Source organism: Streptomyces sp. NPDC050674 (assembly GCF_040654575.1).
Lineage (GTDB): Bacteria > Actinomycetota > Actinomycetes > Streptomycetales > Streptomycetaceae > Streptomyces.
Window position 1 is genome coordinate 226,897 of record NZ_JBFAIG010000008.1, and the last position, 23,001, is coordinate 249,897.

The 23,001-nt window shown below is 71.1% G+C and carries 20 protein-coding genes, 2 tRNA genes and 1 riboswitch; of the genes, 18 read left to right on the forward strand and 4 right to left on the reverse strand.

Translation table 11 applies throughout. The features are described 5' to 3' along the window. Positions 1–26: 26 nt before the first annotated feature. The 13 genes from AB0I06_RS16085 (at position 27) to AB0I06_RS16145 (ending at position 14,586) form a co-directional block, all read left to right on the forward strand. Positions 27–659 (forward strand): hypothetical protein, encoded by a 633-nt coding sequence (locus AB0I06_RS16085; RefSeq protein WP_363119404.1) that lies wholly within the window; start codon positions 27–29, stop codon positions 657–659. 17 nt (positions 660–676) lie between these two features. Then, positions 677–2,194, forward strand: coding sequence for a protein kinase (locus tag AB0I06_RS16090; RefSeq protein ID WP_363119478.1), 1,518 nt, complete (start codon positions 677–679; stop codon positions 2,192–2,194). 193 nt (positions 2,195–2,387) lie between these two features. After that, complete coding sequence (locus AB0I06_RS16095; protein WP_363119405.1) at positions 2,388–3,035, forward strand: SurA N-terminal domain-containing protein; 648 nt, start codon at positions 2,388–2,390, stop codon at positions 3,033–3,035. A 75-nt stretch (positions 3,036–3,110) separates the two neighbouring features. After that, entirely contained in the window at positions 3,111–4,124 is a 1,014-nt protein-coding gene (locus tag AB0I06_RS16100; RefSeq protein WP_363119406.1) for a nucleoside triphosphate pyrophosphohydrolase, read from the forward strand. Positions 4,125–4,170: 46 nt separating this feature from the next. Next, positions 4,171–5,469 carry a cytochrome P450 gene (locus AB0I06_RS16105; protein ID WP_363119407.1) on the forward strand — a complete coding sequence of 433 codons (1,299 nt, stop codon included), beginning with the start codon at positions 4,171–4,173 and terminating at the stop codon, positions 5,467–5,469. 120 nt (positions 5,470–5,589) lie between these two features. Next, positions 5,590–6,549 carry a transglycosylase family protein gene (locus AB0I06_RS16110; RefSeq protein WP_363119408.1) on the forward strand — a complete coding sequence of 320 codons (960 nt, stop codon included), beginning with the start codon at positions 5,590–5,592 and terminating at the stop codon, positions 6,547–6,549. 228 nt (positions 6,550–6,777) lie between these two features. Further along, positions 6,778–6,944: riboswitch (cyclic di-AMP (ydaO/yuaA leader) on the forward strand. A gap of 4 nt (positions 6,945–6,948) precedes the next feature. After that, entirely contained in the window at positions 6,949–7,656 is a 708-nt protein-coding gene (locus AB0I06_RS16115) for a transglycosylase family protein (protein ID WP_363119409.1), read from the forward strand. Between the two features lie 263 nt (positions 7,657–7,919). Then, on the forward strand, positions 7,920–9,200 hold the full coding sequence (gene eno, locus AB0I06_RS16120) for a phosphopyruvate hydratase (RefSeq protein ID WP_094053598.1): 1,281 nt from the start codon (positions 7,920–7,922) through the stop codon (positions 9,198–9,200). A gap of 102 nt (positions 9,201–9,302) precedes the next feature. Then, the gene (locus AB0I06_RS16125) at positions 9,303–9,779 is read left to right on the forward strand and encodes a septum formation initiator family protein (protein ID WP_363119410.1); all 477 of its coding nucleotides are present in this window, start codon (positions 9,303–9,305) and stop codon (positions 9,777–9,779) included. Positions 9,780–9,831: 52 nt separating this feature from the next. After that, complete coding sequence (locus AB0I06_RS16130) at positions 9,832–10,362, forward strand: DUF501 domain-containing protein (RefSeq protein ID WP_363119411.1); 531 nt, start codon at positions 9,832–9,834, stop codon at positions 10,360–10,362. Beyond that, complete coding sequence (locus AB0I06_RS16135; protein ID WP_363119412.1) at positions 10,359–11,300, forward strand: Ppx/GppA phosphatase family protein; 942 nt, start codon at positions 10,359–10,361, stop codon at positions 11,298–11,300. The genes AB0I06_RS16130 and AB0I06_RS16135 overlap by 4 nt, the downstream gene beginning before the upstream one ends. A 420-nt stretch (positions 11,301–11,720) precedes the next feature. Further along, positions 11,721–13,109: an NAD(P)/FAD-dependent oxidoreductase gene (locus tag AB0I06_RS16140; RefSeq protein ID WP_363119413.1), complete on the forward strand. Its 1,389-nt coding sequence runs from the start codon at positions 11,721–11,723 to the stop codon at positions 13,107–13,109. 169 nt (positions 13,110–13,278) lie between these two features. Beyond that, positions 13,279–14,586: a cyclopropane-fatty-acyl-phospholipid synthase family protein gene (locus AB0I06_RS16145; RefSeq protein ID WP_363119414.1), complete on the forward strand. Its 1,308-nt coding sequence runs from the start codon at positions 13,279–13,281 to the stop codon at positions 14,584–14,586. A gap of 76 nt (positions 14,587–14,662) precedes the next feature. Here AB0I06_RS16145 and AB0I06_RS16150 read toward each other — a convergent pair whose 3' ends face one another. Then, positions 14,663–17,197, reverse strand: coding sequence for an FtsX-like permease family protein (locus AB0I06_RS16150; protein ID WP_363119415.1), 2,535 nt, complete (start codon positions 17,195–17,197; stop codon positions 14,663–14,665). A 37-nt stretch (positions 17,198–17,234) separates the two neighbouring features. Further along, positions 17,235–18,005 (reverse strand): ABC transporter ATP-binding protein, encoded by a 771-nt coding sequence (locus AB0I06_RS16155; protein WP_363119416.1) that lies wholly within the window; start codon positions 18,003–18,005, stop codon positions 17,235–17,237. A 416-nt stretch (positions 18,006–18,421) separates the two neighbouring features. Here AB0I06_RS16155 and AB0I06_RS16160 point away from each other — a divergent pair. The 4 genes from AB0I06_RS16160 (at position 18,422) to AB0I06_RS16175 (ending at position 21,317) form a co-directional block, all read left to right on the forward strand. Then, positions 18,422–18,505 (forward strand) — tRNA-Leu (locus AB0I06_RS16160). Between the two features lie 320 nt (positions 18,506–18,825). Next, positions 18,826–18,902 (forward strand) — tRNA-Leu (locus AB0I06_RS16165). Positions 18,903–19,024: 122 nt separating this feature from the next. After that, positions 19,025–20,251, forward strand: a complete 1,227-nt coding sequence (locus AB0I06_RS16170) for a 4-hydroxybenzoate 3-monooxygenase (protein ID WP_363119417.1) — start codon at positions 19,025–19,027, stop codon at positions 20,249–20,251. Between the two features lie 157 nt (positions 20,252–20,408). Continuing rightward, positions 20,409–21,317 (forward strand): Bax inhibitor-1/YccA family protein, encoded by a 909-nt coding sequence (locus AB0I06_RS16175; protein WP_363119418.1) that lies wholly within the window; start codon positions 20,409–20,411, stop codon positions 21,315–21,317. Between the two features lie 71 nt (positions 21,318–21,388). Here AB0I06_RS16175 and AB0I06_RS16180 read toward each other — a convergent pair whose 3' ends face one another. After that, on the reverse strand, positions 21,389–21,619 hold the full coding sequence (locus AB0I06_RS16180; protein WP_361303610.1) for a DUF4287 domain-containing protein: 231 nt from the start codon (positions 21,617–21,619) through the stop codon (positions 21,389–21,391). A 101-nt stretch (positions 21,620–21,720) separates the two neighbouring features. Here AB0I06_RS16180 and AB0I06_RS16185 point away from each other — a divergent pair, with 101 nt between their 5' ends. Continuing rightward, positions 21,721–22,026, forward strand: coding sequence for a hypothetical protein (locus AB0I06_RS16185; protein ID WP_363119419.1), 306 nt, complete (start codon positions 21,721–21,723; stop codon positions 22,024–22,026). A 68-nt stretch (positions 22,027–22,094) separates the two neighbouring features. On the opposite strand, the gene AB0I06_RS16190 is transcribed toward AB0I06_RS16185, so the two are convergent. After that, positions 22,095–22,877, reverse strand: a complete 783-nt coding sequence (locus AB0I06_RS16190) for a hypothetical protein (RefSeq protein WP_363119420.1) — start codon at positions 22,875–22,877, stop codon at positions 22,095–22,097. Between the last annotated feature and the right edge of the window lie 124 nt (positions 22,878–23,001).

A 23,001-nucleotide genomic window follows, 5' to 3' on the forward strand; every position in this document is an offset into this window, starting at 1 on the left:
ATCGCCACACCGGTCCAGGAGCAGTCATGTACGGCCACGGCGCGGCACCGCCTCCCCGCAGCGCGGCAACGGTCATCTCCCTGCGCGTGCTGTTCGCCGCCGCCGGTTTCCTCACCTGCGGCGTGCTGGCCTGCGTACCGCTGTTCCGGGTGGCCGTCCTGCGCGGACGGGCCCTGGACTGGGCGCTGGCCTGGGTGAGCCTGCCGCTGTCCATCGCGGGCTTCGCCGTGATCGGCTCGCTGCCGGAGGACGACCGCCGCACCGACATCGCGCTCGCCCTGATCCTGCTGCTCGGGGTGGGCGCCGCCGTCTACTTCCTCGTCGTGGACATCGCCCACCACGGCGAGCGGCGGCAGGCCGCCGGTTACGCCCCGCCCCACGCACCCACCGTCGTGCACACCCCGTACGGCTACCCGCACTCCGCGCCGCCCTACGCCCCGAACTCCACGCCCGTCCCGGCGCACCCGGCGACCCCGCCTCACACACCCGTGCCCCACGACGCCACACCCCGGGTCCCGGGCCCGGTGCAGCCGCCCCCCTCCCCGCAGCCCACCGCCCCCGCCCGCATCGACCAGGTCCGCGCCGAGCTCGACGAGCTGAGCGACTACCTGCGCCGGCACGAAGGCGACGGCAACGGCGGCCACGAGGGCGGAAGGTGACCGCGGCGGCAGGACGGATGGTCGCCGGCCGTTACGAACTGTCCGCCGTCCTCGGGCAGGGCGGCATGGGCCAGGTCTGGACGGCGTACGACCAGCGGCTGGACCGGCGCGTGGCGGTGAAGCTGCTGCGCCCCGACAAGGTGGCAGGACAGGACGCGGAGGAACTGCGCCGCCGTTTCGTGCGCGAGTGCCGGGTGACCGCGCAGGTGGACCACCCCGGCCTGGTCACCGTGCACGACGCGGGCAGTGAGGGCGAGGAGCTGTTCCTCGTCATGCAGTACATCGACGGCGCCGACCTCGCCGGACACCTCGCCGGGCACGACCCGTACCCCTGGCAGTGGGCGGTCGCGGTCGCCGCGCAGCTGTGCGCCGTGCTGAGCGCCGTGCACGCCGTGCCGATCGTCCACCGCGACCTCAAGCCGCGCAACGTGATGGTGAAGCAGGACGGCACGGTCACCGTCCTGGACCTCGGCGTCGCCTCCGTCATGGACACGGACACCACCCGCCTCACCCACACCGGCACCCCCATCGGCTCGCCCGCCTACATGGCCCCGGAGCAGGCGATGGGCGGAGCGGTCGGCCCCTACACCGACCTGTACGCGCTCGGCGTGGTCCTGCATGAACTGCTCAGCGGCGACGTGCCCTTCTCCGGCTCCACCGCCCTCGGCGTCCTGCACCGGCACCTGTACGAGCCCCCGCTGCCCGTGCGCCGCATCCGCCCCGAGGTTCCCGAGGCCCTGGAAGCGCTCGTGCTGCGCCTGCTCGCCAAGGACCCGCAGCACCGCCCCGCCTCCGCGCAGGAGGTCTACGAGCACCTGGAGCCGCTCCTGCCCGCGCGCGGGACGCCCACAGGGGCCGCCCTCGACCCCACCCGCCCGTTCCTGCGCCCGCACGCCCCCTGGCCGGACCGTGCGCGCACCCCCGCCCCCCGGCCCACGCCCGCCACCCCCGTCAGCGACACCGCGGGGGGGACGGACATCGCCCGCGCGGTCGACGAGGTCAAGCGGCTCCTCGGCGAGGGCCGCGTCACCCAGGCCGTCGACATCCTCGGATCGATCCTGCCCGCCGCGGCCGAGCAGCACGGCGCGCACTCCCCGGTCGTCCGCACCCTGCGCAAGCAGTACGCGGCGACGCTCCTGGACGACGGCCAGTACCGGCGCGCCCTGCCCGAGCTGCGCCGCCTCGCCGACGAACGCGCCGCCGAGGCCGGCCAGGCCGACCCCCAGGCCCTGCGCTTCCGCTACGAGGCCGCCCAATGCCTCGAACAGCTGGGCGAGCCGGCCGCGGCGCTCGCCGAGTACCGGGCGGTGCTGCCGTACTACGAGAACCAGTACGTCGCGGCCGGCGGCCCGGAACTGGCCCACGACGTCCGCCGCCGCATCGGGCACCTGCTGCTCGCCCTCGGCGACCGCGGTGCCGCCCACGACACCCTGGCGCGGTTGCTGCACGACGTCGAACGCACTCACGGTCACGCCCATCCGCTGGGGGCGGAGATCCGCCGGACGCTGCAGTGGCTGGGGCAGGTGCGGGGCTGAGGACCGGTCCGGGGGCGGCGCGGCGGTGCCGGAAGTCCCGGTGAATCGTTGGTCGAATGGGTTGGCCAGAGCTTGCCCACTGCCTACCATCGATCATCGCAAGACCTTGTGCGCCCGCCCGTCGCCCGACCACCACCCCTGGCGGAGGCGCTGCGCGCCGCACCTGTCGTTGCAGTCTCCTCGGGAGGTCTCCTTGCACCGCCGCCGTCGCACCGCGCTCGTCCTCACCGCCGCGATCGCCGCAGCGGCACCCCTTCTCACCGCCTGCGGGAACGACGCGCATCCCGGTGCGGCGGCCGTGGTGGGAGGCCAGCGGATCACCGTCTCGCAGCTGGACGAGCGGGTGGGCGAGGTCCGCGCGGCCCAGCGGGCCGCCGTGCGGGACGAGGCCCAGTACCAGCAGGCCATCGCCCGGACCGGCACCCTCACCCGCGACACCCTGCACACCATGGTCCTGGACCGGGTGCTGCACCGCGCCGCCGAGGACGCCGGGGTCACCGTCTCCCGCAGGGAGGTCCAGCAGATGCGCTCCGGCCTCGAACAGCAGGCCGGCGGCGCCAAGGCGCTGGAGACGACCTGGCTCCAGCAGTACGGCATCCCGCCGCAGCGCCTCGAGGAGAATCTCCATCTCCAGCTGGAGGCTCAGAAGCTCGCCGAGAAGCTCGGCACGAGCACCGACCGCCCCGAGTTCTGGAAGGCCCTCTCCGACGCCTCCAAGAACCTCGACGTCGACCTCAACCCGCGCTACGGCACCTGGGACGTCCAGAAGAGCAGCCGGGCCGACGCCAAGACGCCCTGGGTCCGGGACGTCACGACGGCCCAGACCCAGCAGGGCCTGTAGAACGCCCCCGTCCCCCGATTCCCACCCCTGTGGGCACCCCCCGCTGCCCCCGGCGGCGTGGGATAGCTTCGAACCGTGAACGCCAACAGCCCCGAAGCCGGACCGGGCCCCGCGCGGACCGGCGCGGCCGCCGCCACCGGCCGCATCATCCTGCTCACCACCAGCCACCGCGTCGCCCCCGGCCTGCTCTCCTGGCCCGCCTGGCGGGCGCTGCACGGGGCGGACCAGGTGCTGTGCGCGGACGGTGCCCATCCGCAGCTGCCCTATCTGCGTGAGGCGGGGATCGCCGTCGAGGAGGCGGCGCCGACCGCCGAGGAGCTGGTCGGCGCCTGCGCCGGCGGCCGCACGGTGGTCGTGGTGGCGACGGGCGAGGGCGAACCGGCCCTCACGGACGGTCTGGCCCGCCTCGCCGGCACCGGCCGGATCGCCATGCCCGAGCTGGAACTGCTGCCCGCCTCCTACGACCTCCCCGGCGCCCGTCTCCTGGACCTCGTCCAGGTCATGGACCGCATCCGCCTCGAATGCCCCTGGTCCTCCCGGCAGACCCACGAGGGCCTGGCCAAGTACGGCATCGAGGAGGCGTACGAACTCGTCGAGGCGATCGAGGAGGGCGACCGCGACGAACTGCGCGAGGAGCTCGGTGACGTCCTCCTCCAGGTCGTCTTCCACGCCCGGATCGCCGAGGAGGGCCGCCCGGAGGACGGGGAGGAGGCCTTCTCCATCGACGACGTGGCCGGCGGCATCGTCGCCAAGCTGATCCACCGCCATCCGCATGTCTTCGGCGACGCGACGGCCACCACCCCCGAGGAGGTCAAGGAGCACTGGCTGCGCACCAAGGCGGTCGAGAAGCAGCGCACCTCGATCACCGAGGGGATTCCCCTCGGCCAGCCCGGCCTCGCCCTCGCGGCCAAGCTGGCCTCCCGCGTGCGCACGGCGGGCCTGGACATACCGCTCCCGCCCGTCGAGGGCGTCGGCTACGAGCTCCTGGCCCTGGCCGTCCGCGCCGAGTCGGAGGGCGTCGACCCGGAGGCGGCCCTCAGGGCGGCGGCCCGCGCCTACCGCGACGCGATCCGGCAGGCCGAGGGCTGAGCGGTCCGGGGCGGGGGAGCGGCGGCGAGCCGGATACGGTCGACGCGTGACCGACCAGCCCTCGCCCAGCACACCCGCGACCGCTCCCGAGCTCTTCACCTGGGAGTTCGCGAGCGACCCCTACCCCGCCTACGCCTGGCTCCGCACGCACAGCCCCGTCCACAAGACGCGGCTGCCCAGCGGGGTGGAGGCATGGCTGGTCACGCGGTACGCCGACGCCAAGCAGACGCTCGCCGACAACCGGCTCTCCAAGAACCCGGCGCACCACGACGAACCGGCGCACGCCAAGGGCAAGACCGGGATCCCCGGCGAGCGCAAGGCGGAGCTGATGACGCATCTGCTGAACATCGACCCGCCGGATCACACCCGGCTGCGCCGGCTGGTGTCCAAGGCGTTCACGCCCCGCCGCGTCGCCGAGTTCGCGCCACGGGTGCAGGAGCTCACCGACACCCTCATCGACGGGTTCGCGCACAAGGGCTCCGCCGACCTCATCCACGACTTCGCCTTCCCGCTGCCCATCTACGCCATCTGCGACCTGCTCGGCGTCCCCCGCGAGGACCAGGACGACTTCCGCGACTGGGCGGGCATGATGATCCGTCACCAGGGCGGTCCCCGGGGCGGCGTGGCGCGCTCGGTGAAGAAGATGCGCGGCTACCTCGCCGACCTCATCCACCGCAAGCGGGAGGCGCTGCCCGCCGAGCCCACCCCGGGCGAGGACCTCATCTCCGGCCTCATCCGCGCCTCGGACCACGGTGAGCACCTCACCGAGAACGAGGCGGCGGCCATGGCCTTCATCCTGCTGTTCGCCGGTTTCGAGACCACGGTGAACCTGATCGGCAACGGCACCTACGCCCTGCTCACCCACCCCGGGGAACGCGCCCGCCTCCAGGCGTCCCTCGCCGCCGGGGAAACGGGCCTGCTGGAGACGGGCGTCGAGGAACTGCTGCGCTACGACGGCCCGGTCGAGCTCGCCACCTGGCGCTTCGCCACGCAGCCCCTCACGCTCGGCGGGCAGCGCGTCGAGGCCGGCGATCCCGTCCTCGTCGTCCTGGCCGCCGCGGACCGGGACCCGGAGCGGTTCGCCGACCCGGACGCGCTGGACCTCGCCCGCCGCGACAACCAGCACCTCGGGTACGGCCACGGCATCCACTACTGCCTCGGTGCCCCGCTCGCCCGCCTGGAGGGCCAGACCGCGCTCGCCACCCTCCTCACCCGCCTCCCGGACCTCCGGCTGGCGGCGGACCCGGCCGAGCTGCGGTGGCGCGGCGGCCTCATCATGCGGGGGCTGCGCACGCTGCCGGTGGAGTTCGCACCGGCCGGACGTGACGAAACATCAGAGCTGTGATCTTCACGTGATCTGCGCGGCATGAACTTGTGACAAGTGATCGTCTGCCGATACGTTCACCCATCAATGCGGCCCGGGATTCCGGCCGCCGGTCACTGCTGTCTCGCGAAAGGTCTCCGTATGCTCTCCGGGAACGGTCGGCACCGCCGCCCCCGTCAGGCTCCGGCTCTCCTCGTGGCGGCCGGAGTGACCGGCTCCGCCATCGCGATCCCCCTCCTCGGGGCCTCCGGCGCCAGCGCGGCCGACGGCACGACCTGGGACCGGGTCGCGGACTGCGAGACCGGCGGCGCGTGGAGCCAGAACAGCGGCAACGGCTATTACGGCGGCCTGCAGTTGTCCCAGGAGGACTGGGAGAAGTACGGCGGTCTCGACTACGCCGCGAGTGCCGACCTGGCCAGTCGCTCCCAGCAGATATCCGTGGCCGAGAGAGTCCTCGCCGACCAGGGGGTCGGCGCGTGGCGCACCTGCGGACTGCTCTCGGGCCTCGAGCAGGGCAAGGGGTCGGACACGTCCGGCTCGTCCGGGGCATCCGGTGAGGTGGACTCACCCGGTCTGCTCGACGGCCCTGACGCGTCCCCTTCTCCGGAGCCGTCCTCGAGCCCGTCGTCGTCGCCCGACGCACGGTCGACCGAGAAGGACGAAACCAGCAAGTCCGACAAGTCGTCCGATTCCACCTCCCAGGAGCGGGACGAGAAGCAGGAGCGGGGCGAGAAGTCCGGCAGCTCCGGCTCCGGTGAGGGCGGTGAGTCCGCCAACTCGCCTCAGGGTGACGCGTCCTCGGCCCCGGCGGGCACCGGCTCCGGCCGTCACCGCGGCCCCGGCGCCGAGGAGGACTCCGCGTCCGCGAGCGGCCGTGAGGGCGCGTCCTCGGGCCGCCACGCCTCGCGCGGCGGTGACGCCTCCCAGGGTTCCTACATCGTCGGCGTCGGCGACAGCCTCTGGTCCATCGCCGACTCCCTTGACGTCGACGGTGGATGGCACTCCCTCTACGACGACAACGAGCAGACGGTCGGTACCGACCCGAACCTCATCCTCCCCGGTCAGAAGCTCACCACAGGGGTCGAAGCGGACGAGGGGTAGCCGTCCGGGCAGTGCGGAAACGGCGGTCGAAGTCACCCCTAAACCGGGTGAGTTCACGTCATGTTTCGCGCCGAATGTCCCGTATAAGGCCGGTGAGAGATAGATCTCAGAAGCCCTGATCGTCTTTGAAATTCGGCGGATCGCGTGTCTACGGTCGTGATCGCTCGTCACCACGAGCCCCGGCTGCCGCAACGCCGAATCCTGCCAGCGGCCGCCCGGGAACAGTCGTCGCGTCAAGCGCCGTAGGCAGGAGCGGGGGACCCAAGGTAGGTGCCCGACCGGCCGGTTGTGCCGGAAGGGCTTGGGGTGAAGCCGTGTCCCGTGAGGGACGCGGCCGGGCAACTCAACCGGCCCGAACCCGACAGCTCACCTCGCAGGCGTCGGTGAGGGGATCGATTCATGCTGTTTTCCGCCAAGGGCAAGCACCGTCGTCCGTCCAAGGCCACCCGCGCCGCCGCGCTCGCCGGTGTCACCGGTGTCGCCATCGCCGCCCCGCTGATGGCGGCCGGCAACGCCTCCGCCGCCACCGCCTCCGAGTGGGACGCCGTCGCCCAGTGCGAGTCCGGCGGCAACTGGTCCATCAATACCGGCAACGGCTACTACGGCGGTCTGCAGTTCTCCGCCTCCACTTGGGCCGCGTACGGCGGCACGCAGTACGCCTCGACCGCCGACCAGGCCAGCAAGGACCAGCAGATCCAGGTCGCCGAGAAGGTCCTGGCGAGCCAGGGCAAGGGTGCCTGGCCGGTCTGCGGCAAGGGCCTGTCGGGTGCCGGCTACACCGGCGGCGGCTCCTCGAGCGACTCCGGCAGCTCCACGCAGCAGCAGAGCCAGCAGAGCCAGCAGAGCACCGAGACCCGCAAGACCGAGCAGCAGCCGGCCTCCCGCTCCGAGGACCGCCCGGCCGCCAAGAAGACCGTCACCACCCCGACCGGCAAGAAGGTCAAGAAGGGCGACGGCGAGTACAAGGTCGTCGAGGGCGACACCCTCAGCTCGATCGCCGCGGACAAGAAGGTCAAGGGCGGCTGGGAGAAGCTCTTCGAGCTGAACAAGGACATCGTCGAGGACGCCAACCTCATCTACCCGGGCCAGCAGCTGCACCTGAAGTAGGCAGCGGCCCCTCCGGGCCCCCCGGGGCCCACGGACTCCCCGCCCCGGTGCGCCATCCCCCGTGCGCACCGGGGCGGGGTTTTTTCGGCAACCGGCTTTGTTCCGTTCGGAAACAATTTACTCTCGGTTCTGTCCATGGGGTGGGCGACCCGGTGGCCGATCGCCCGGAGCCGGTTAGGCTCATGTCGCGAGCCACCACGGCCCGCACCCCGCCGGGTCCACGCGACCCGCGTCACCGCGTCACATTCAAGAAGGAGATGCTCGTGCCGTCCATCGACGTCGTCGTAGCCCGGGAAATCCTGGACTCCCGAGGCAACCCCACGGTCGAGGTCGAGGTCGGCCTCGACGACGGCAGCACCGGTCGTGCCGCCGTCCCGTCCGGCGCCTCCACGGGCGCATTCGAGGCCATCGAGCTCCGCGACGGCGACTCGAACCGCTACCTCGGCAAGGGTGTGGAGAAGGCCGTCCTCGCGGTCATCGAGCAGATCGGCCCGGAGCTGGTCGGCTACGACGCCACCGAGCAGCGCCTGATCGACCAGGCGATGTTCGACCTGGACGCCACCGACAACAAGGGCTCCCTCGGCGCCAACGCCATCCTCGGCGTCTCGCTCGCCGTGGCCCACGCCGCCTCCGAGGCCAGCGACCTGCCGCTGTTCCGCTACCTGGGCGGCCCCAACGCGCACCTGCTGCCGGTGCCGATGATGAACATCCTGAACGGCGGCTCGCACGCCGACTCCAACGTGGACATCCAGGAGTTCATGATCGCCCCGATCGGCGCGGAGTCCTTCTCCGAGGCCCTGCGCTGGGGCGCCGAGGTCTACCACACGCTGAAGAAGGTCCTGAAGTCCAAGGGCCTGGCCACCGGCCTCGGCGACGAGGGCGGCTTCGCTCCGAACCTCGGCTCCAACCGCGAGGCCCTCGACCTCATCCTCGAGGCGATCAAGGAAGCCGGGTACACCCCCGGCGAGCAGATCGCCCTGGCGCTCGACGTCGCCGCCTCCGAGTTCTACAAGGACGGCGTCTACACCTTCGAGGGCAAGGAGCGCTCGGCGGCCGAGATGACCGAGTACTACGCGGAGCTCGTCGACGCGTACCCGCTCGTGTCCATCGAGGACCCGCTGTTCGAGGACGACTGGGAGGGCTGGAAGACCATCACCGACAAGCTCGGTGACAAGGTCCAGCTCGTCGGCGACGACCTGTTCGTCACCAACCCCGAGCGCCTGGCCCGCGGCATCGAGGAGGGCGCGGCCAACGCGCTCCTGGTCAAGGTCAACCAGATCGGCTCGCTGACCGAGACCCTGGACGCCGTCGAGCTGGCCCAGCGCAACGGCTTCAAGTGCATGATGTCCCACCGCTCCGGCGAGACCGAGGACGTCACGATCGCCGACTTGGCCGTCGCCACCAACTGCGGCCAGATCAAGACCGGCGCCCCGGCCCGCTCCGAGCGCGTCGCCAAGTACAACCAGCTGCTGCGCATCGAGGAGATCCTCGACGACGCCGCGGTGTACGCCGGCCGCTCGGCATTCCCCCGCTTCAAGGGCTGACCCGGCCCGTAAGTAGCAGCGTCGTACGTACGTCCCCGTACTCGGTCCCGTACCGTGTCCGGGGACGTACGCGCGTATGACGGTGGAGCGGGAGGCGGACAGATGGCCGTGAAGGACCGGGACCGGTTCTCCACCGCGACCAGGATCCGGTTGCTCGGCGAGCAGACCGCGGCCCGGGTCTACCGCTCCCAGACCAAGCGCCAGGCCCGGCGCTCGCGGCTGACCGGCCGGGCCGCGCTGCTCGCCCTGGTGATGTGCTCGCTGATCGTGGCCCTGGCCTACCCGATGCGGGAGTACGTCTCGCAGCGCGCCGAGATCGACGACCTGCGACGCGAACAGCGGCAGGCCCGCGAGCGCGTCGAACGGCTGCGCGACCTGAAGGCGCGCTGGCAGGACGACGCGTACGCCGAGCAGCAGATCCGGCAGCGGTTGCACTACGTCATGCCGGGGGAGACGGGTTTCATCGTCGTCGACCCGCACGCGGCGCAGCAGTCGCGCACCGACCTGGGGGCGGCCGACCGCCCCTGGTACTCGAACGTCTGGGACGGGGTCGACAAGGCCGACGCCTCCGACCGGTGACCCGGCCCCAGCCAGTGCCCTGAACCCAGAGAAAGACAGCCTGAAGACAGTCATGGAAACGCCCCCGCCGACCACCCCGCGCACCGAGCCCACCGACGCCGACGTCGAGGCCTTCGAGCAGCAGCTCGGCCGGCCCCCGCGCGGGCTGCGCGCGATCGCGCACCGCTGCCCGTGCGGACAGCCCGACGTCGTGGAGACGGCCCCCCGCCTGCCCGACGGCACGCCCTTCCCGACGCTGTACTACCTGACGTGCCCGAAGGCGAACTCCGCGATCGGCACGCTGGAGGCCAACGGCGTGATGAAGGAGATGACCGAGCGGCTGGAGTCGGACCCGGAGCTGGCGGCGGCGTACCGGGCGGCGCACGAGGACTACATCCGGCGCCGTGACGAGATCGAGGAGCTGAAGAACTTCCCGAGCGCGGGCGGCATGCCGGACCGGGTGAAGTGCCTGCACGTCCTGGTGGCCCACTCGCTGGCCGCCGGGCCGGGCGTGAACCCGCTGGGCGACGAGGCGCTGGCGATGCTGCCGGAGTGGTGGCGCAAGGGCGCCTGCGTGACGACCGCCGAGGAGGCCGCCCAGTGACCCGTGTCGCCGCCGTGGACTGCGGTACGAACTCCATCCGGCTGCTGGTCGCCGACGCCGACCCCGCCACCGGCGAGCTGGTCGACCTGGACCGCAGGATGACCATCGTCCGGCTCGGGCAGGGCGTGGACCGCACGGGCCGGCTCGCCCCCGAGGCGTTGCGGCGGACCTTCGCGGCGTGCCGCGAGTACGCCGGGATCATCAAGGAACACGGGGCGCAGCGGCTGCGGTTCGTGGCGACCTCCGCCTCCCGGGACGCCGAGAACCGGGACGAGTTCGTGCGCGGGGTCCTGGACATCCTGGGCGTCGAGCCCGAGGTGATCACCGGGGACCAGGAAGCCGAGTTCTCCTTCACCGGCGCCACCAAGGAGCTGGCCGGGGGCGACCACCTGCCCAGGCCCTACCTGGTGGTGGACATCGGCGGCGGCTCGACCGAGTTCGTCGTGGGCGACGACCGGGTCCGGGCGGCCCGCTCGGTGGACGTCGGCTGCGTCCGCATGACCGAGCGGCACCTGGTCCGGGACGGCGTGGTGAGCGACCCGCCCTCCGAGGAGCGGATCGGGGCGATGCGGGCCGACATCGAGGCCGCGCTCGACCTGGCCGAGCAGACGGTTCCGCTGCGCGAGGCCCGCACGCTGGTCGGCCTGGCCGGCTCCGTGACGACCGTGTCGGCGATCGCGCAGGAGCTGCCCGCGTACGACTCGCAGGCCATCCACCACTCCCGGGTCTCCTACGACCGGGTCCGCGAGATCACCGAGTGGCTGCTGCGCTCCACCCACGCCGAGCGCGCGGCGGTGCCCTCCATGCACCCGGGCCGGGTCGACGTGATCGGGGCGGGCGCCCTGGTGCTGCTGTCGATCATGGAGCGGATCGGCGCCCGCGAGGTCGTCGTCAGCGAGCACGACATCCTCGACGGCATCGCGTGGTCGATCGCCTAGCCCGCTTCTGAGCAGGCATGGATCACGAATGAGCGCCTCCCGGGGGGTCGCGGCGACCCCCCGGCGACAGCCCGTCGGAAAAGTTCGTGAAGTTCTTCACAAGGAATTCGGCCCTCCCGGGCGACCAAAGGGGTTCCGTTGACCCGTCCGGGGGCTGAACGGCCCTTTGAACATGTTCAGAAGCATGGTATGGAGGGTCCGGGAAGAGGTCCGCGCGGGCGTCCCAGGAGGGCCTCACGCGAGCCCTTCGGGCGCAGAGAGGCAGCTCACGCGGCATTGACAACGGTCCGGGGTGCACAAACGCTCCCGGTTGTCACCATGACGTGGATCACGTGGGCGGCGGAGGATAACACACACCCCATCCGAGCTTGTGAAGGGGCGCACGAGCCACCCCCCTGAGACGGGTGGATACTCGATGGCATGAGCACCACGGAGCGTCCCAGGATCCTCGTAGTAGGCGGTGGGTACGTAGGCCTGTACGCAGCTCGGCGCATCCAGAAGAAGATGCGCTACGGCGAGGCGACCGTCACGGTCGTCGACCCCCGGTCGTACATGACCTACCAGCCCTTCCTCCCCGAAGCCGCCGCCGGCAACATCTCCCCGCGCCACGTCGTCGTCCCGCTGCGACGCGTGCTGCCCAAGGCGGAGGTCCTCACCGGCCGGGTCACCACCATCGACCAGGACCGCAAGGTCGCCACGGTCTCCCCGCTGGTCGGCGAGGCCTACGAGCTGCCCTTCGACTACCTGGTGATCGCGCTCGGCGCGGTCTCCCGCACCTTCCCGATCCCCGGCCTCGCCGAGCAGGGCATCGGCATGAAGGGCATCGAGGAGGCCATCGGCCTGCGCAACCACGTCCTCGAGCAGCTGGACAAGGCCGACTCCACCACCGACGAGGAGATCCGCCGCAAGGCGCTCACCTTCGTCTTCGTGGGCGGCGGCTTCGCCGGTGCGGAGACCATCGGCGAGGTCGAGGACATGGCCCGCGACGCGGCGAAGTACTACAAGAACGTGTCCCGTGAGGACATGCGCTTCATCCTGGTCGACGCCGCCGACAAGATCCTCCCCGAGGTCGGCCCCAAGCTCGGCAAGTACGGCAAGGAGCACCTCGAGGGCCGCGGCGTCGAGGTCTACCTGTCCACCTCCATGGACTCCTGCGTCGACGGCCACGTGGTGCTGAAGAACGGCCTCGAGGTCGACTCCAACACCATCGTGTGGACCGCCGGCGTCAAGCCCAACCCGGCCCTGGCCCGTTACGGCCTGCCGCTGGGCCCCCGCGGTCACGTCGACTGCGAGCCGACCCTCCAGGTCAAGGGCACCGACTACATCTGGGCCGCCGGTGACAACGCCCAGGTCCCGGACCTCGTCGGCCGCAAGGCGGGCAACGAGAACGCCTGGTGCCCGCCGAACGCCCAGCACGCGCTGCGCCAGGCCAAGGTCCTCGGCGACAACGTGGTGTCCGGCATGCGGGGCTTCCCGCAGAAGGACTACGCCCACGCCAACAAGGGCGCGGTGGCCGGTCTCGGCCTCCACAAGGGCGTCGCGATGATCGTCATGGGCAAGATGAAGATCAAGCTCAAGGGCCGTCTCGCCTGGTACATGCACCGTGGCTACCACGGCCTGGCCATGCCGACCTGGAACCGCAAGATCCGCGTCTTCGCCGACTGGACCCTCGGCATGTTCCTCAAGCGCGAGGTCGTCTCGCTCGGCGCCATCGAGACGCCGCGCGAGGAGTTCTACGAGGCCGCCAAGCCGGCCCCGGTCGCCTCCGCGCCGAAGGAGAAGACCGAGGAGAAGGCCAAGGCCTCCTGACCTCCGGTCGCACATCCGCCTGACGAAGGGCCTCCCGCCATCCGTGGTGCGGGAGGCCCTCCGGCGTCTTTTGCCCAGACATGACGCGTGCCGGGGACTGCGCCGAAGCCCCGCAGGTGTTTACGTGGTGTCGGACATTCCGGGATTCCGCGTCATGGAGGTGTACACCATGGCAGACGCCGCGCAGCGGCTGCAGGGCCTCTTCACACAGCTGCTGGGAGCACCGCTCCCGGTGCGCATCCGTGCCTGGGACGGATCGCAGGCGGGCCCGCCGGGCGCGCCGACCCTGGTCGTACGCCACCGCCGCGCGCTGCGCCGCCTGCTGTGGAAGCCGGGCGAACTGGGCCTGGCCCGCGGCTGGGTGGCGGGCGACCTCGACATCGAGGGAGACCTCTACACCACCCTCGATGTGCTGGCCGGTCTCATCTGGGAGCGCGGCGAGGACGCCCGCACCCTCGCCCAGGCCCTGCGCGACCCCGAGGTCCGAGCCGCCGTGCGCGGCCTGGTCAGACTCGCCGGGCCCCCGCTGCCGCCGGCCCCGCCCCGCGAGGAGGCCCGCCGCCCCCGCCGCCACCTGCACACCAAGCACACCGACCGACGCGCCATCAGTCACCACTACGACGTGGGCAACGACTTCTACGAGATCGTCCTCGGCCCGTCCATGGTGTACTCCTGCGCCTACTGGCCCGCCCCGGACAGCACCCTCGAACAGGCCCAGCACGACAAGCTCGAACTGGTCTGCCGCAAGCTCGGTCTGAGACCCGGTCAGCGGCTCCTCGACGTCGGCTGCGGCTGGGGCTCCCTGGCCATGCACGCCGCCCGCGAGCACGGCGTGCGCGTCGTCGGCGTCACGCTCTCGCAGGAACAGGCCGCCTACGCCCGCAAGCGCGTCGCCGGTGAGGGCCTCACCGACAAGGTGGAGATCCGCGTCCAGGACTACCGCGACGTCCGCGACGGGCCCTACGACGCGATCTCCTCCATCGGCATGGCCGAACACGTCGGCGCCGACCGGTACCAGGAGTACGCCGAAGACCTGTACGGCCTGCTCAAGCCCGGCGGGCGCCTCCTGAACCACCAGATCGCCCGCCGCCCGCAGCGCGACGAGTCGGAGTACAGCGTCGACGCGTTCATCGACTCCTACGTCTTCCCCGACGGTGAACTCCAGCCGATCGGCAGCACCGTGGCCCGGCTGGAGCGCGCCGGGTTCGAGGTCCGCGACGTCGAGGCGATCCGCGAGCACTACGCCCTCACCCTGCGCCACTGGGTGACCCGCCTGGAGGCCGACTGGCAGCGCGCCGTGCAGTTGGCCGGCCCCGGCCGCGCCCGGGTCTGGCGCCTGTACATGGCGGCCTCCGCGCTGGCCTTCGAACGCAACCACATCGGCGTCAACCAGGTCCTGGCCGTCCGCACGCCGGACTCGGGCGCCTCCGGAATGCCGTTGCGGGCCCGCACCTGGGGTGCGCCCGGCCGCGGCTGATCCGGACACGACGCCGGAGGGCCGGGCTCCCCGTCACGGGGAACCCGGCCCTCCGGCGTACCGCGCAGCGGCGAGGTCACTCGGCCTTGATCGCGTTCAGCATGTTCAGCCGGGCGGCGTTGCGGGCCGGCCACAGCGCGGCCAGCACCCCCACCAGACCGGCCAGCACCAGGAAGATCCCGATCCGGTCCCAGGGCAGGACCAGCGTGTACCCCGGGATCTGATCGGCGAAGGTCTCGCCGACGGCCCAGCCGAGGAACGAGCCGAGACCGATGCCGACCACCGCGCCGAACACCGAGATGACGACGGCCTCCAGGCGGACCATCCGCTTCACCCGGCGCCGGTCCAGGCCGATGGCGCGCAGCATGCCGATCTCCTGCTGCCGTTCGAAGACCGACATCGCGAGGGTGTTGACCACACCCAGCACCGCGATGATCAGGGCCATCGCCAGCAGGCCGTACATGACGTTCAGCAGGGTGTTGATGGCGCCGCCGAACTCGTCGCGGATGTCCTGCTTGTCCATCACGGTGATCGCCGGGTTGTCGCCCAGGGCGTCGATGAGGACCTTCTCGTTCGCCGCGGTCTGGCCGCCGTCGATCTTCACGAAGATCTGCATGATGGACGGCTTCGTCTCGTGCCGGTCCACGATCTTCCGGTCGATGAGGACGGGGGAGAGGAACTCGCTGTCCTTGTAGACGGCGCCGACCGTCAGTGTGGCCTTCTTGTCGTCGCCGAAGGTGACGGGGACGGTGTCGCCGGTCTTCCAGCCGCGGCTCTTCGCGGTCTTCTCGGCGACCGCGATGCGGCCCTGGGCGAGCGAGTCCGCGCTGCCGCTGACGACGTCGACGGTCAGGACCTTCTCGATGTCGCCCGGGGTGACGGCCGAGGCGGACACGAAGTCGTCGCCGTCGACCTTGAAGTAGGCGTCCTGCTGCGGCGAGACCGCGGACACGCCGTCGGCCTTCTCCAGCGCCGTCAGCGCGGACCCGTCGAGGTCTCCGCCGTTGGCCATCGAGACCATGTAGTCGGCCTTGATGTTGTCGGTGGTCATCTTGTCGATGGCCGTGCCGACCGTGACGCCGAGCACCGACAGGCCGGTCACCAGCGTCAGCCCGATCGCCAGCGCCGAGGCGGTGGCCCCGGTGCGGCGCGGGTTGCGGACGGCGTTCTGCCCGGCGAGCTTGCCCGCCACCCCGAAGGGGCCGACGAGCAGCGGACGGACCAGCGCGATCACGGGCCGGGACAGCAGCGGGATCAGGATGATCACGCCGATCAGCGCGAGGAACGCGCCCGCCCCGATGTACATCCGGCCGTCGTCGCCGCCGGTCGAGGCACCCGCCAGGATCCCCGCCGCGCCGAGGGCGGTGACGGCCGCACCGATGGAGTTGCGCAGCACCAGCGACTTGGTGGTGGCCGCCGCGTGGACACTGTTCATGGCCGCCACCGGCGGGATCTTCGCGGCCCGGCGGCCGGGCAGCCAGGCGGCGAGCATCGTGATCAGCACGCCCACGGCGAACGCCGAGAGCACCGGCGTGGCGGACAGGACCAGCGGACCGTCCGGCATCTTCATGTCGAACGCGGCCATGCCGGAGCGCAGCCCGACCGCCAGGCCGATGCCGAGGGCGAAGCCGACGGCGGAGGCGACGAGGCCCACCAGCGCGGCCTCGGCGAGCACCGAGCGGGTGATCTGCCTGCGGGACGCGCCGACCGCGCGCATCAGGGCGATCTCCTTGGTGCGCTGGGCGACCAGCATCGTGAACGTGTTGGAGATCAGGAAGATCCCGACGAACAGCGCGATGCCCGCGAAGCCGAGCAGGACCTGCTTGAGGTTGCCCATACCCTGCTCGATCTGCTCGGCCTGCTCGTCGGCGAGCGCCTGGCCGGTCCGCGCCTCGGCGGTGTCCGGCAGCAGCGTCTTGACCGCGTCCAGGATCTTCGTGTCGTTCGCGCCGGGGGCGGCGGTGACGGTGACGCTCTCGAAGTAGCCCGGCTTGAGGTACTGCTTCTGGGCGACGGCGGTGTCGAAGAGGACGAGGCTGCCGCCGGCGTTGACGGCGCCGTCCTCGGTGGTGAACACCCCGCTGAGGGTGTACTCCTTCACCGGACCGTTGGTCGCGACGCGCACCCGGTCGCCGACCTTGTACTCGCCCTTGGCGGCGGACGCCTCGTCCAGGGCGATCTGGTCGGCCTTCACCGGGCCGGAGCCGTCGGTGAACGTGTAGGCGGCGTCCTTGCCGTCCTTGCCGGGGTCGAAGTTGGAGCCCTTGTTGGACCAGCCGACGCCGATCAGCTTCCCGTCGGGGTCGGCGACCCCGGCGAAGCCCTCGACGCGGCCGTACACCCCGGCGACGCCGTCCACGGCGGCGATCCTGTCGAGGACCTTGCCGGACAGGCCCGGTTCCTCCTCGGGGTTGTCCGGGTCGGCGTGCGAGGAGACGGCGACGGCGACGTCGTCGTAGCTCTTCGCCGACTGGTTGCGGAAGGCGTTGGAGAGGGTGTCGGCGAAGACCAGGGTGCCCGAGACGAACGCGACGCCGAGCATCACGGCGAGCACGGTCATCAGCAGCCGGGCCTTGTGCGCGAGGACGTTGCGCAAGGCGGTACGGAACATGGTGGCGGTTCTCAGTCCTGTCGGTCCTGACGGGGGATCAGCTGGTGCGGCCCTTGGCGTCGAACGCCTTCATGCGGTCCAGCACGGAGTCGGCCGTCGGCCGGTACATCTCGTCGACGATCCGGCCGTCCGCCAGGAAGATCACCCGGTCCGCGTAGGCCGCGGCCACCGGGTCGTGCGTCACCATCACCACGGTCTGGCCCAGCTCCCGCACGGAGTTGCGCAGGAAGCCCAGCACCTCCGCGCCGGAGCGCGAGTCGAGGTTGCCGGTGGGCTCGTCGCCGAAGATGATCTCGGGCCGGGAGGCCAGTGCCCGGGCCACGGCGACGCGCTGCTGCTGGCCGCCGGACAGCTGGGACGGCCGGTGACCGAGCCGGTCCGCCAGGCCGATCATCCGGATGACGGAGTCCAGCCACTCCTTGTCCGGCTTGCGCCCCGCGATGTCCATGGGAAGGGTGATGTTCTCCAGGGCCGTCAGGGTCGGCAGCAGGTTGAACGCCTGGAAGATGAAGCCGATCTTGTCCCGCCGCAGCTTGGTCAGCTGCTTGTCCTTCAGCGAGCCGAGCTCGGTCTCGCCGATGCGCACGGACCCGGACGAGAAGGAGTCGAGACCGGCCACGCAGTGCATGAGAGTGGATTTGCCGGAGCCGGAGGGGCCCATGATCGCGGTGAACTCGGCCTGCCGGAAGTCGACGGAGACCCGGTCCAGGGCGACCACCTGGGTCTCGCCCTGTCCGTAGATCTTCGACAGATCCGTGGCGCGTGCGGCCACGGTCGTCGCCCGGTCGGCAAGGGGTGCGGTGGTCACGGGATGGCTCTCCTGTCGGACGGCTGTGCACGGGGAAGGTCGTGTTCCATCGTCCGGGTCTCACGCCGCCGTGTAGTCACCCGTTGTTCCGGTTCCTAAGGCCGACTGCGGTCTGACCGCGCGGGGCAGTGTCATACCTGGGGATGACGAACACCCCTGAGAGGCCCCTGCGTCCGGAACGAATGCTTCCAGGTGTCGAGAACAGGTGGAGTGCCCTCGTTCAGGCGGTGAAATTCCGTCATTCCGCATACGCGGCCGATCGCCGCACGCAAGGCTGTTGGCAAGTGCGGATGGCGTGTTCCGGGTGCTGATGCACCCTCAGACGTCAATAAAATAAGACAACATCGGTCCACGCTTCCGCTGTTCGGGGGACCCGTCCGGATAGTCTCGGAACCTCGATGCGGAGCCCACGGCCTGCCCGGATGGTGGAATGCAGACACGGCGAGCTTAAACCTCGCTGCCCCTTCGCGGGCGTGCCGGTTCGAGTCCGGCTCCGGGCACTTTCGCACGTATCACGCCGGGCCGGGGCGAGAAGGCCGGGCTCCCGCTCACTTATCCATGTGCCCTGGAATACGCAATTCAGCGCCGACCGGTATGCCGTCATGAGCCCCCGCCGCGATCAGGTACCACAGGATCGAGGAGGCCGTGGCGCGCACGGCTGCCGCTCAGGCCCGTCGCGCGGCCCGTCCCTGATGGCCAATTCGGCTTTTTCGAGACCTATGTGAGTGGTCGTCACCTTCTCTCGGTAGGCTCCGCTGCGGGCGTCTCCGCATCGCGGTGTCACCCGGGGCCTGTGCCGCAGGTCTCCGTGTGGGTTCCGGCCCGGGTCGCGCAACCGGCAGACGCAGCCGCCTTAAACGCGGTCAAGTGTGGGTTCGACTCCCACCCCGGGCACCAGCCGTCGGCAATTCGAGCGGTTCGCGGCGTGCCCGTTGACAGCGGCCGCACACCGTCGGAGACTCGCAGTCACATGGTGAAGAAAGTTTCACCTGACGAACAGGCATGAGAAGGGGTCCCCGATGCGCACCACCGTCGGCATCATCGGAGCGGGCCCCGCCGGCCTCCTCCTCGCCCGCCTGCTGCACCGCGCCGGCATCGAAGCGGTCGTCCTGGAGAGCCGCGACCGCTCCTACGTCGAGCGGCGGCAGCGTGCCGGCATCCTCGAGCAGGGCACCGCGGACGTGCTGCGCGCGGCCGGCGCCGGGGAGCGCATGGACCGCGAGGGACTGCGCCACGACGGCATCGAACTCCGCTTCGACCGCAGGCGTCACCGCGTCGACTTCCCCGCCCTCACCGGCGGCCGGTCCGTGACGGTCTACGCCCAGACCGAGGTGTGCAAGGACCTCATCGCCCTCCAGCTCCGGGAGGGCGGGCCCCTGCTCTTCGAGGCGGAGGCCCTGGCCGTGGAGGACGCCGCAACCGACGCCCCGCGCGTCCGCTTCCGGCACGAGGGCCGCGAGGACGTCCTGGAGTGCGACTACGTCGTCGGCTGCGACGGCTTCTGGGGCGTGGCCCGCACGGCGATCCCCGCCGGAGTCGCCCAGGTCTTCGAGCGGAGGTACCCCTTCGGGTGGCTCGGCATCCTCGCCGACGTGCCGCCCTCGCACGACGAGCTCGTCTACGCCCGCCACGACCGCGGATTCGCCCTCCTCTCCATGCGCCCGCCCGTCACCCGCCCCCACCCTTCCGAGGAAGTCGCTTCGCTCCCCATCGCGTCCTTCGTCTCCCGCCTCTACCTCCAGGTGCCCGACGGCACCGACGCCGGGGCGTGGAGCGACGAGGAGATCTGGGACGAGCTGGAGCGCCGGTTCGAGACCGCCGACGACTGGCGCCTGGAGCGCGGCCCGATCACCCAGAAGTCGGTCACGCCCATGCGCTCCTTTGTCCACGAGCCCATGCGGCACGGCCGCCTCTTCCTCGCCGGCGACGCGGCGCACATCGTCCCGCCGACCGGGGCCAAGGGCCTGAACCTCGCCGTCGGCGACGTCGTGACCTTCGCGCGCGCCCTGATCCACCAGCAGGAGACCGGGTCCCCGGAGCTGCTCGACGCCTACTCCGCCACCTGCCTGCGCCGGGTCTGGCAGGCCGAGCGCTTCTCCTACGACATGACCACCCTCCTGCACCGCGCCCCCGGCGCGACGCCCTTCGAGGACCGGCTCCAGCTCGCCCGGCTGGAGCGGATCGCGACCTCCCGGGCGGCCGAGACGGACCTGGCCGAGGCCTACACGGGCTTCCCCTTCGGATGAGTCGGGAGTGACCCCCTGCGGTGAGGGGAATCACGAAGCCACGTAGCGTGTTGCGCAGCACGACGAGGGAAAGATCCTCCCCAAGCAGTAGGGTCATTCCTTTGCCTACCTATTACTCTTGAGCCAAGGCCGCGCCTGGTGGCCATGGAGGAGTGAAATGAGGAGCAGAAACCCGGTCTTCTCGCGACGGGGGTTCAGCCGCGACAACGGCTACGCGGGCTTCAACACCGCGCCGCAGGCCGGGGGTCCCGCTGTCGCCACCCAGGGCAACCCGTACGCCCAGCCGACGGGTAACCCCTACGCGCAGAACCCGTACGCGCAGAACCCTTACGCCCAGCAGGACCTGCAGTACGGCGCGCCGCCGCAGGCTCCGGCCACCACCGGCCGGATGACCATCGACGACGTCGTCCTGCGCACGGCGAGCACGCTCGGTGTGCTCATCCTCACCGCGGCGCTCTCCTGGGCCCTGCTGCCGGTCGACGACGCCAACATCAGCCGGAGCTACGGCATCGGTATCGGCGCCGCGCTGATCGGCATGGTCCTGGCGTTCGTGCAGTCCTTCAAGCGCAAGGCCTCGCCCGCGCTGATCCTGACGTACGCCGCGTTCGAGGGTGTCTTCCTCGGCGTCGTGTCCAACATCGTCGACAACCGCATCGCCGACGGCGCGGCCATGCAGGCCGTGATCGGCACCATGGCGGTCTTCACCGGTGTGCTGATCGCCTACAAGGCCGGCTGGATCCGCGTCAACCGCCGCTTCTACGGCTTCGTGATGGCGGCCGCGCTCGGCTTCATCCTGCTGATGGCCGTGAACCTGCTGTTCGCGGTGTTCGGCGGCGGTGACGGCCTCGGCTTCCGCAGTGGTGCCCTCGGTGTCGTCTTCGGCGTCATCGGCATCATCCTCGGCGCCTGCTTCCTCGCCCTGGACTTCAAGCAGGTCGAGGACGGCGTCGCCTACGGCGCCCCGCGCGAGGAGGCCTGGCTGGCGGCCTTCGGCCTCACGCTGACGCTGGTGTGGATCTACATGGAGTTCCTGAGGCTCCTGTCGATCCTCAACAGCAGCGACTGATCTTCGACGGTCACAGCGCGAAGGGCCCCGGCTCCGGCCGGGGCCCTTCGTCGTCCGCGGGGCGCCGCGCGCTAGAGGAGTTTGCGCGCGGCCCGCCTCAGGTCGTACTCGTGGACGATCGCCTTGGCGTGGCCGTACGCGAGGTTGTGTTCGTGCCGGAGCCAGCTGACCTTTTCCTCGAAGCGGAAGAGCGCCGGGCCGTCTTCGACGGTGCGCAACCAGTCGGAGATCTCACGACCGGTGCAGTGCGGGATGCGGGCGAGCATGTTGCGGTGGGTCTCTTCGGAGAAGACTTGGGACATCGGCGCCTCCGGACGCTGGGATGTAAGCCGGTCCTTCAGGTCACCGTGCCTGAGTGTTCGCCCGTTGGCAACAGTCCCGCTGCGGCGCGTACGCTCGCGGCGTGGTTGATACGACGCCTCTGACCCGTGCGGTGGAGCACTTCGCCGATCGTTTGAGGGCCGCGCCCCAGAGCCGGTTGCAGCGGGGCGCTGCCGCCGAGGCTCTGGAGCTGGCCAGGGAGCTGGCCCGCAGGGCACAAGTCCTCGAGGGCCTGGAGCCCCGACAGATGCCGGACGCGGGGATGTTCGCGGCGGCAGATCAGATCACCGTGGCCGGGCATGATCTGGCGGTGGTGGTTCCCGATGACGCCGACGTCGATGAAGCGGTGCGGTTGGTGGAGGAGGCGCAGAAGCGGGCGGGCGTCTGAGCTTCGTTCGCGGGTGCGGGTCGTGGCCGGTTGCTCGCGCAGTTCCCGCGCCCCTGGCGGGGCGCTTGCTACAGGGACGCGATGACGCGGTCCGCCAGGATGTAGACGTTCTCCTCGCCGCACTCGAACGTCAGGGTGTAGGCGCCCGAGATGCCGGAGCCGCCCAGGAGGACCGGGGTGGCGCCCGCGCGCAGGGCCGCGGCGAGGTGCTCCGCGGTCTCCCGGTGGCCCGGCGTCATGCACAGGGTCGTGCCGTCGGCGAAGACGTAGACGTCCAGGGTGCCCAGCGGGCCGGGACGGACGTCCGTCAGCTCGACGCGGGAGGCGGCCAGCTCCTCCAGGGTGGCGACGGTGCGCTCGTGATCGTTCACGACCGGCGACTGCGTCGGCACGAAGTCCGGGTGGGAGGGGTGGCGGCGGCGGGCCGCGGCCAGCTCCGGGGACTCGCCGAGCGGTTCCTCGGTGTCCGCGCCGAGCTCGGAGACCGGCTCGAGACCCGCGAAGTCGGCCTGGCGGGGCAGGAACAGATCGGTCTCGGGCAGACCCAGCAAAGAGGGCGCGTCGGAGGCGTCACGGGCTTCCTGGGCGGCCCAGAAGGCCCGCGCCTCGGCCAGCTCCCGTTCCCGCTCCTCGGCGAGCGCCGCGGCGACGGCCGCACGTATCTCGTCGGTGTCGGCAGTGGTGCGGGCCGCGGGCAGCAGCGCGCGGGTGGTGGCGGCGCGGTTCTCGGCCAGCGCGGTGTGCAGGGCCGCGACCTGGCGGCGCAGCTGCAGGACGGTGCGCAGGACGGCGACGCCCACGGCGCCCGTGGCGGCCGTGGTGACCAGCAACGCGATCGGCATGGCGCTCACTGACGTACTCCCGGTTCAAAGTCGACCCCCGACTTCCTACATCAGCTTGAAGGGCGGACTAACCACCTGTCAGTGCGTAACCTCACGAAACGGACAGAGCTTCGGTCTCGGGGGAGGGGGTGGG

Coding starts and splice junctions, on each gene's coding strand:
- AB0I06_RS16085 (WP_363119404.1), top strand. CDS start 27: ATGTACGGCCACGGCGCGGCACCGCCTCCCCGCAGCGCGGCAACGGTC.
- AB0I06_RS16090 (WP_363119478.1), top strand. CDS start 677: ATGGTCGCCGGCCGTTACGAACTGTCCGCCGTCCTCGGGCAGGGCGGC.
- AB0I06_RS16110 (WP_363119408.1), top strand. CDS start 5,590: ATGCTCTCCGGGAACGGTCGGCACCGCCGCCCCCGTCAGGCTCCGGCT.
- AB0I06_RS16115 (WP_363119409.1), top strand. CDS start 6,949: ATGCTGTTTTCCGCCAAGGGCAAGCACCGTCGTCCGTCCAAGGCCACC.
- AB0I06_RS16125 (WP_363119410.1), top strand. CDS start 9,303: ATGGCCGTGAAGGACCGGGACCGGTTCTCCACCGCGACCAGGATCCGG.
- AB0I06_RS16130 (WP_363119411.1), top strand. CDS start 9,832: ATGGAAACGCCCCCGCCGACCACCCCGCGCACCGAGCCCACCGACGCC.
- AB0I06_RS16140 (WP_363119413.1), top strand. CDS start 11,721: ATGAGCACCACGGAGCGTCCCAGGATCCTCGTAGTAGGCGGTGGGTAC.
- AB0I06_RS16145 (WP_363119414.1), top strand. CDS start 13,279: ATGGCAGACGCCGCGCAGCGGCTGCAGGGCCTCTTCACACAGCTGCTG.
- AB0I06_RS16150 (WP_363119415.1), bottom strand. CDS start 17,197: ATGTTCCGTACCGCCTTGCGCAACGTCCTCGCGCACAAGGCCCGGCTG.
- AB0I06_RS16170 (WP_363119417.1), top strand. CDS start 19,025: ATGCGCACCACCGTCGGCATCATCGGAGCGGGCCCCGCCGGCCTCCTC.
- AB0I06_RS16175 (WP_363119418.1), top strand. CDS start 20,409: ATGAGGAGCAGAAACCCGGTCTTCTCGCGACGGGGGTTCAGCCGCGAC.
- AB0I06_RS16180 (WP_361303610.1), bottom strand. CDS start 21,619: ATGTCCCAAGTCTTCTCCGAAGAGACCCACCGCAACATGCTCGCCCGC.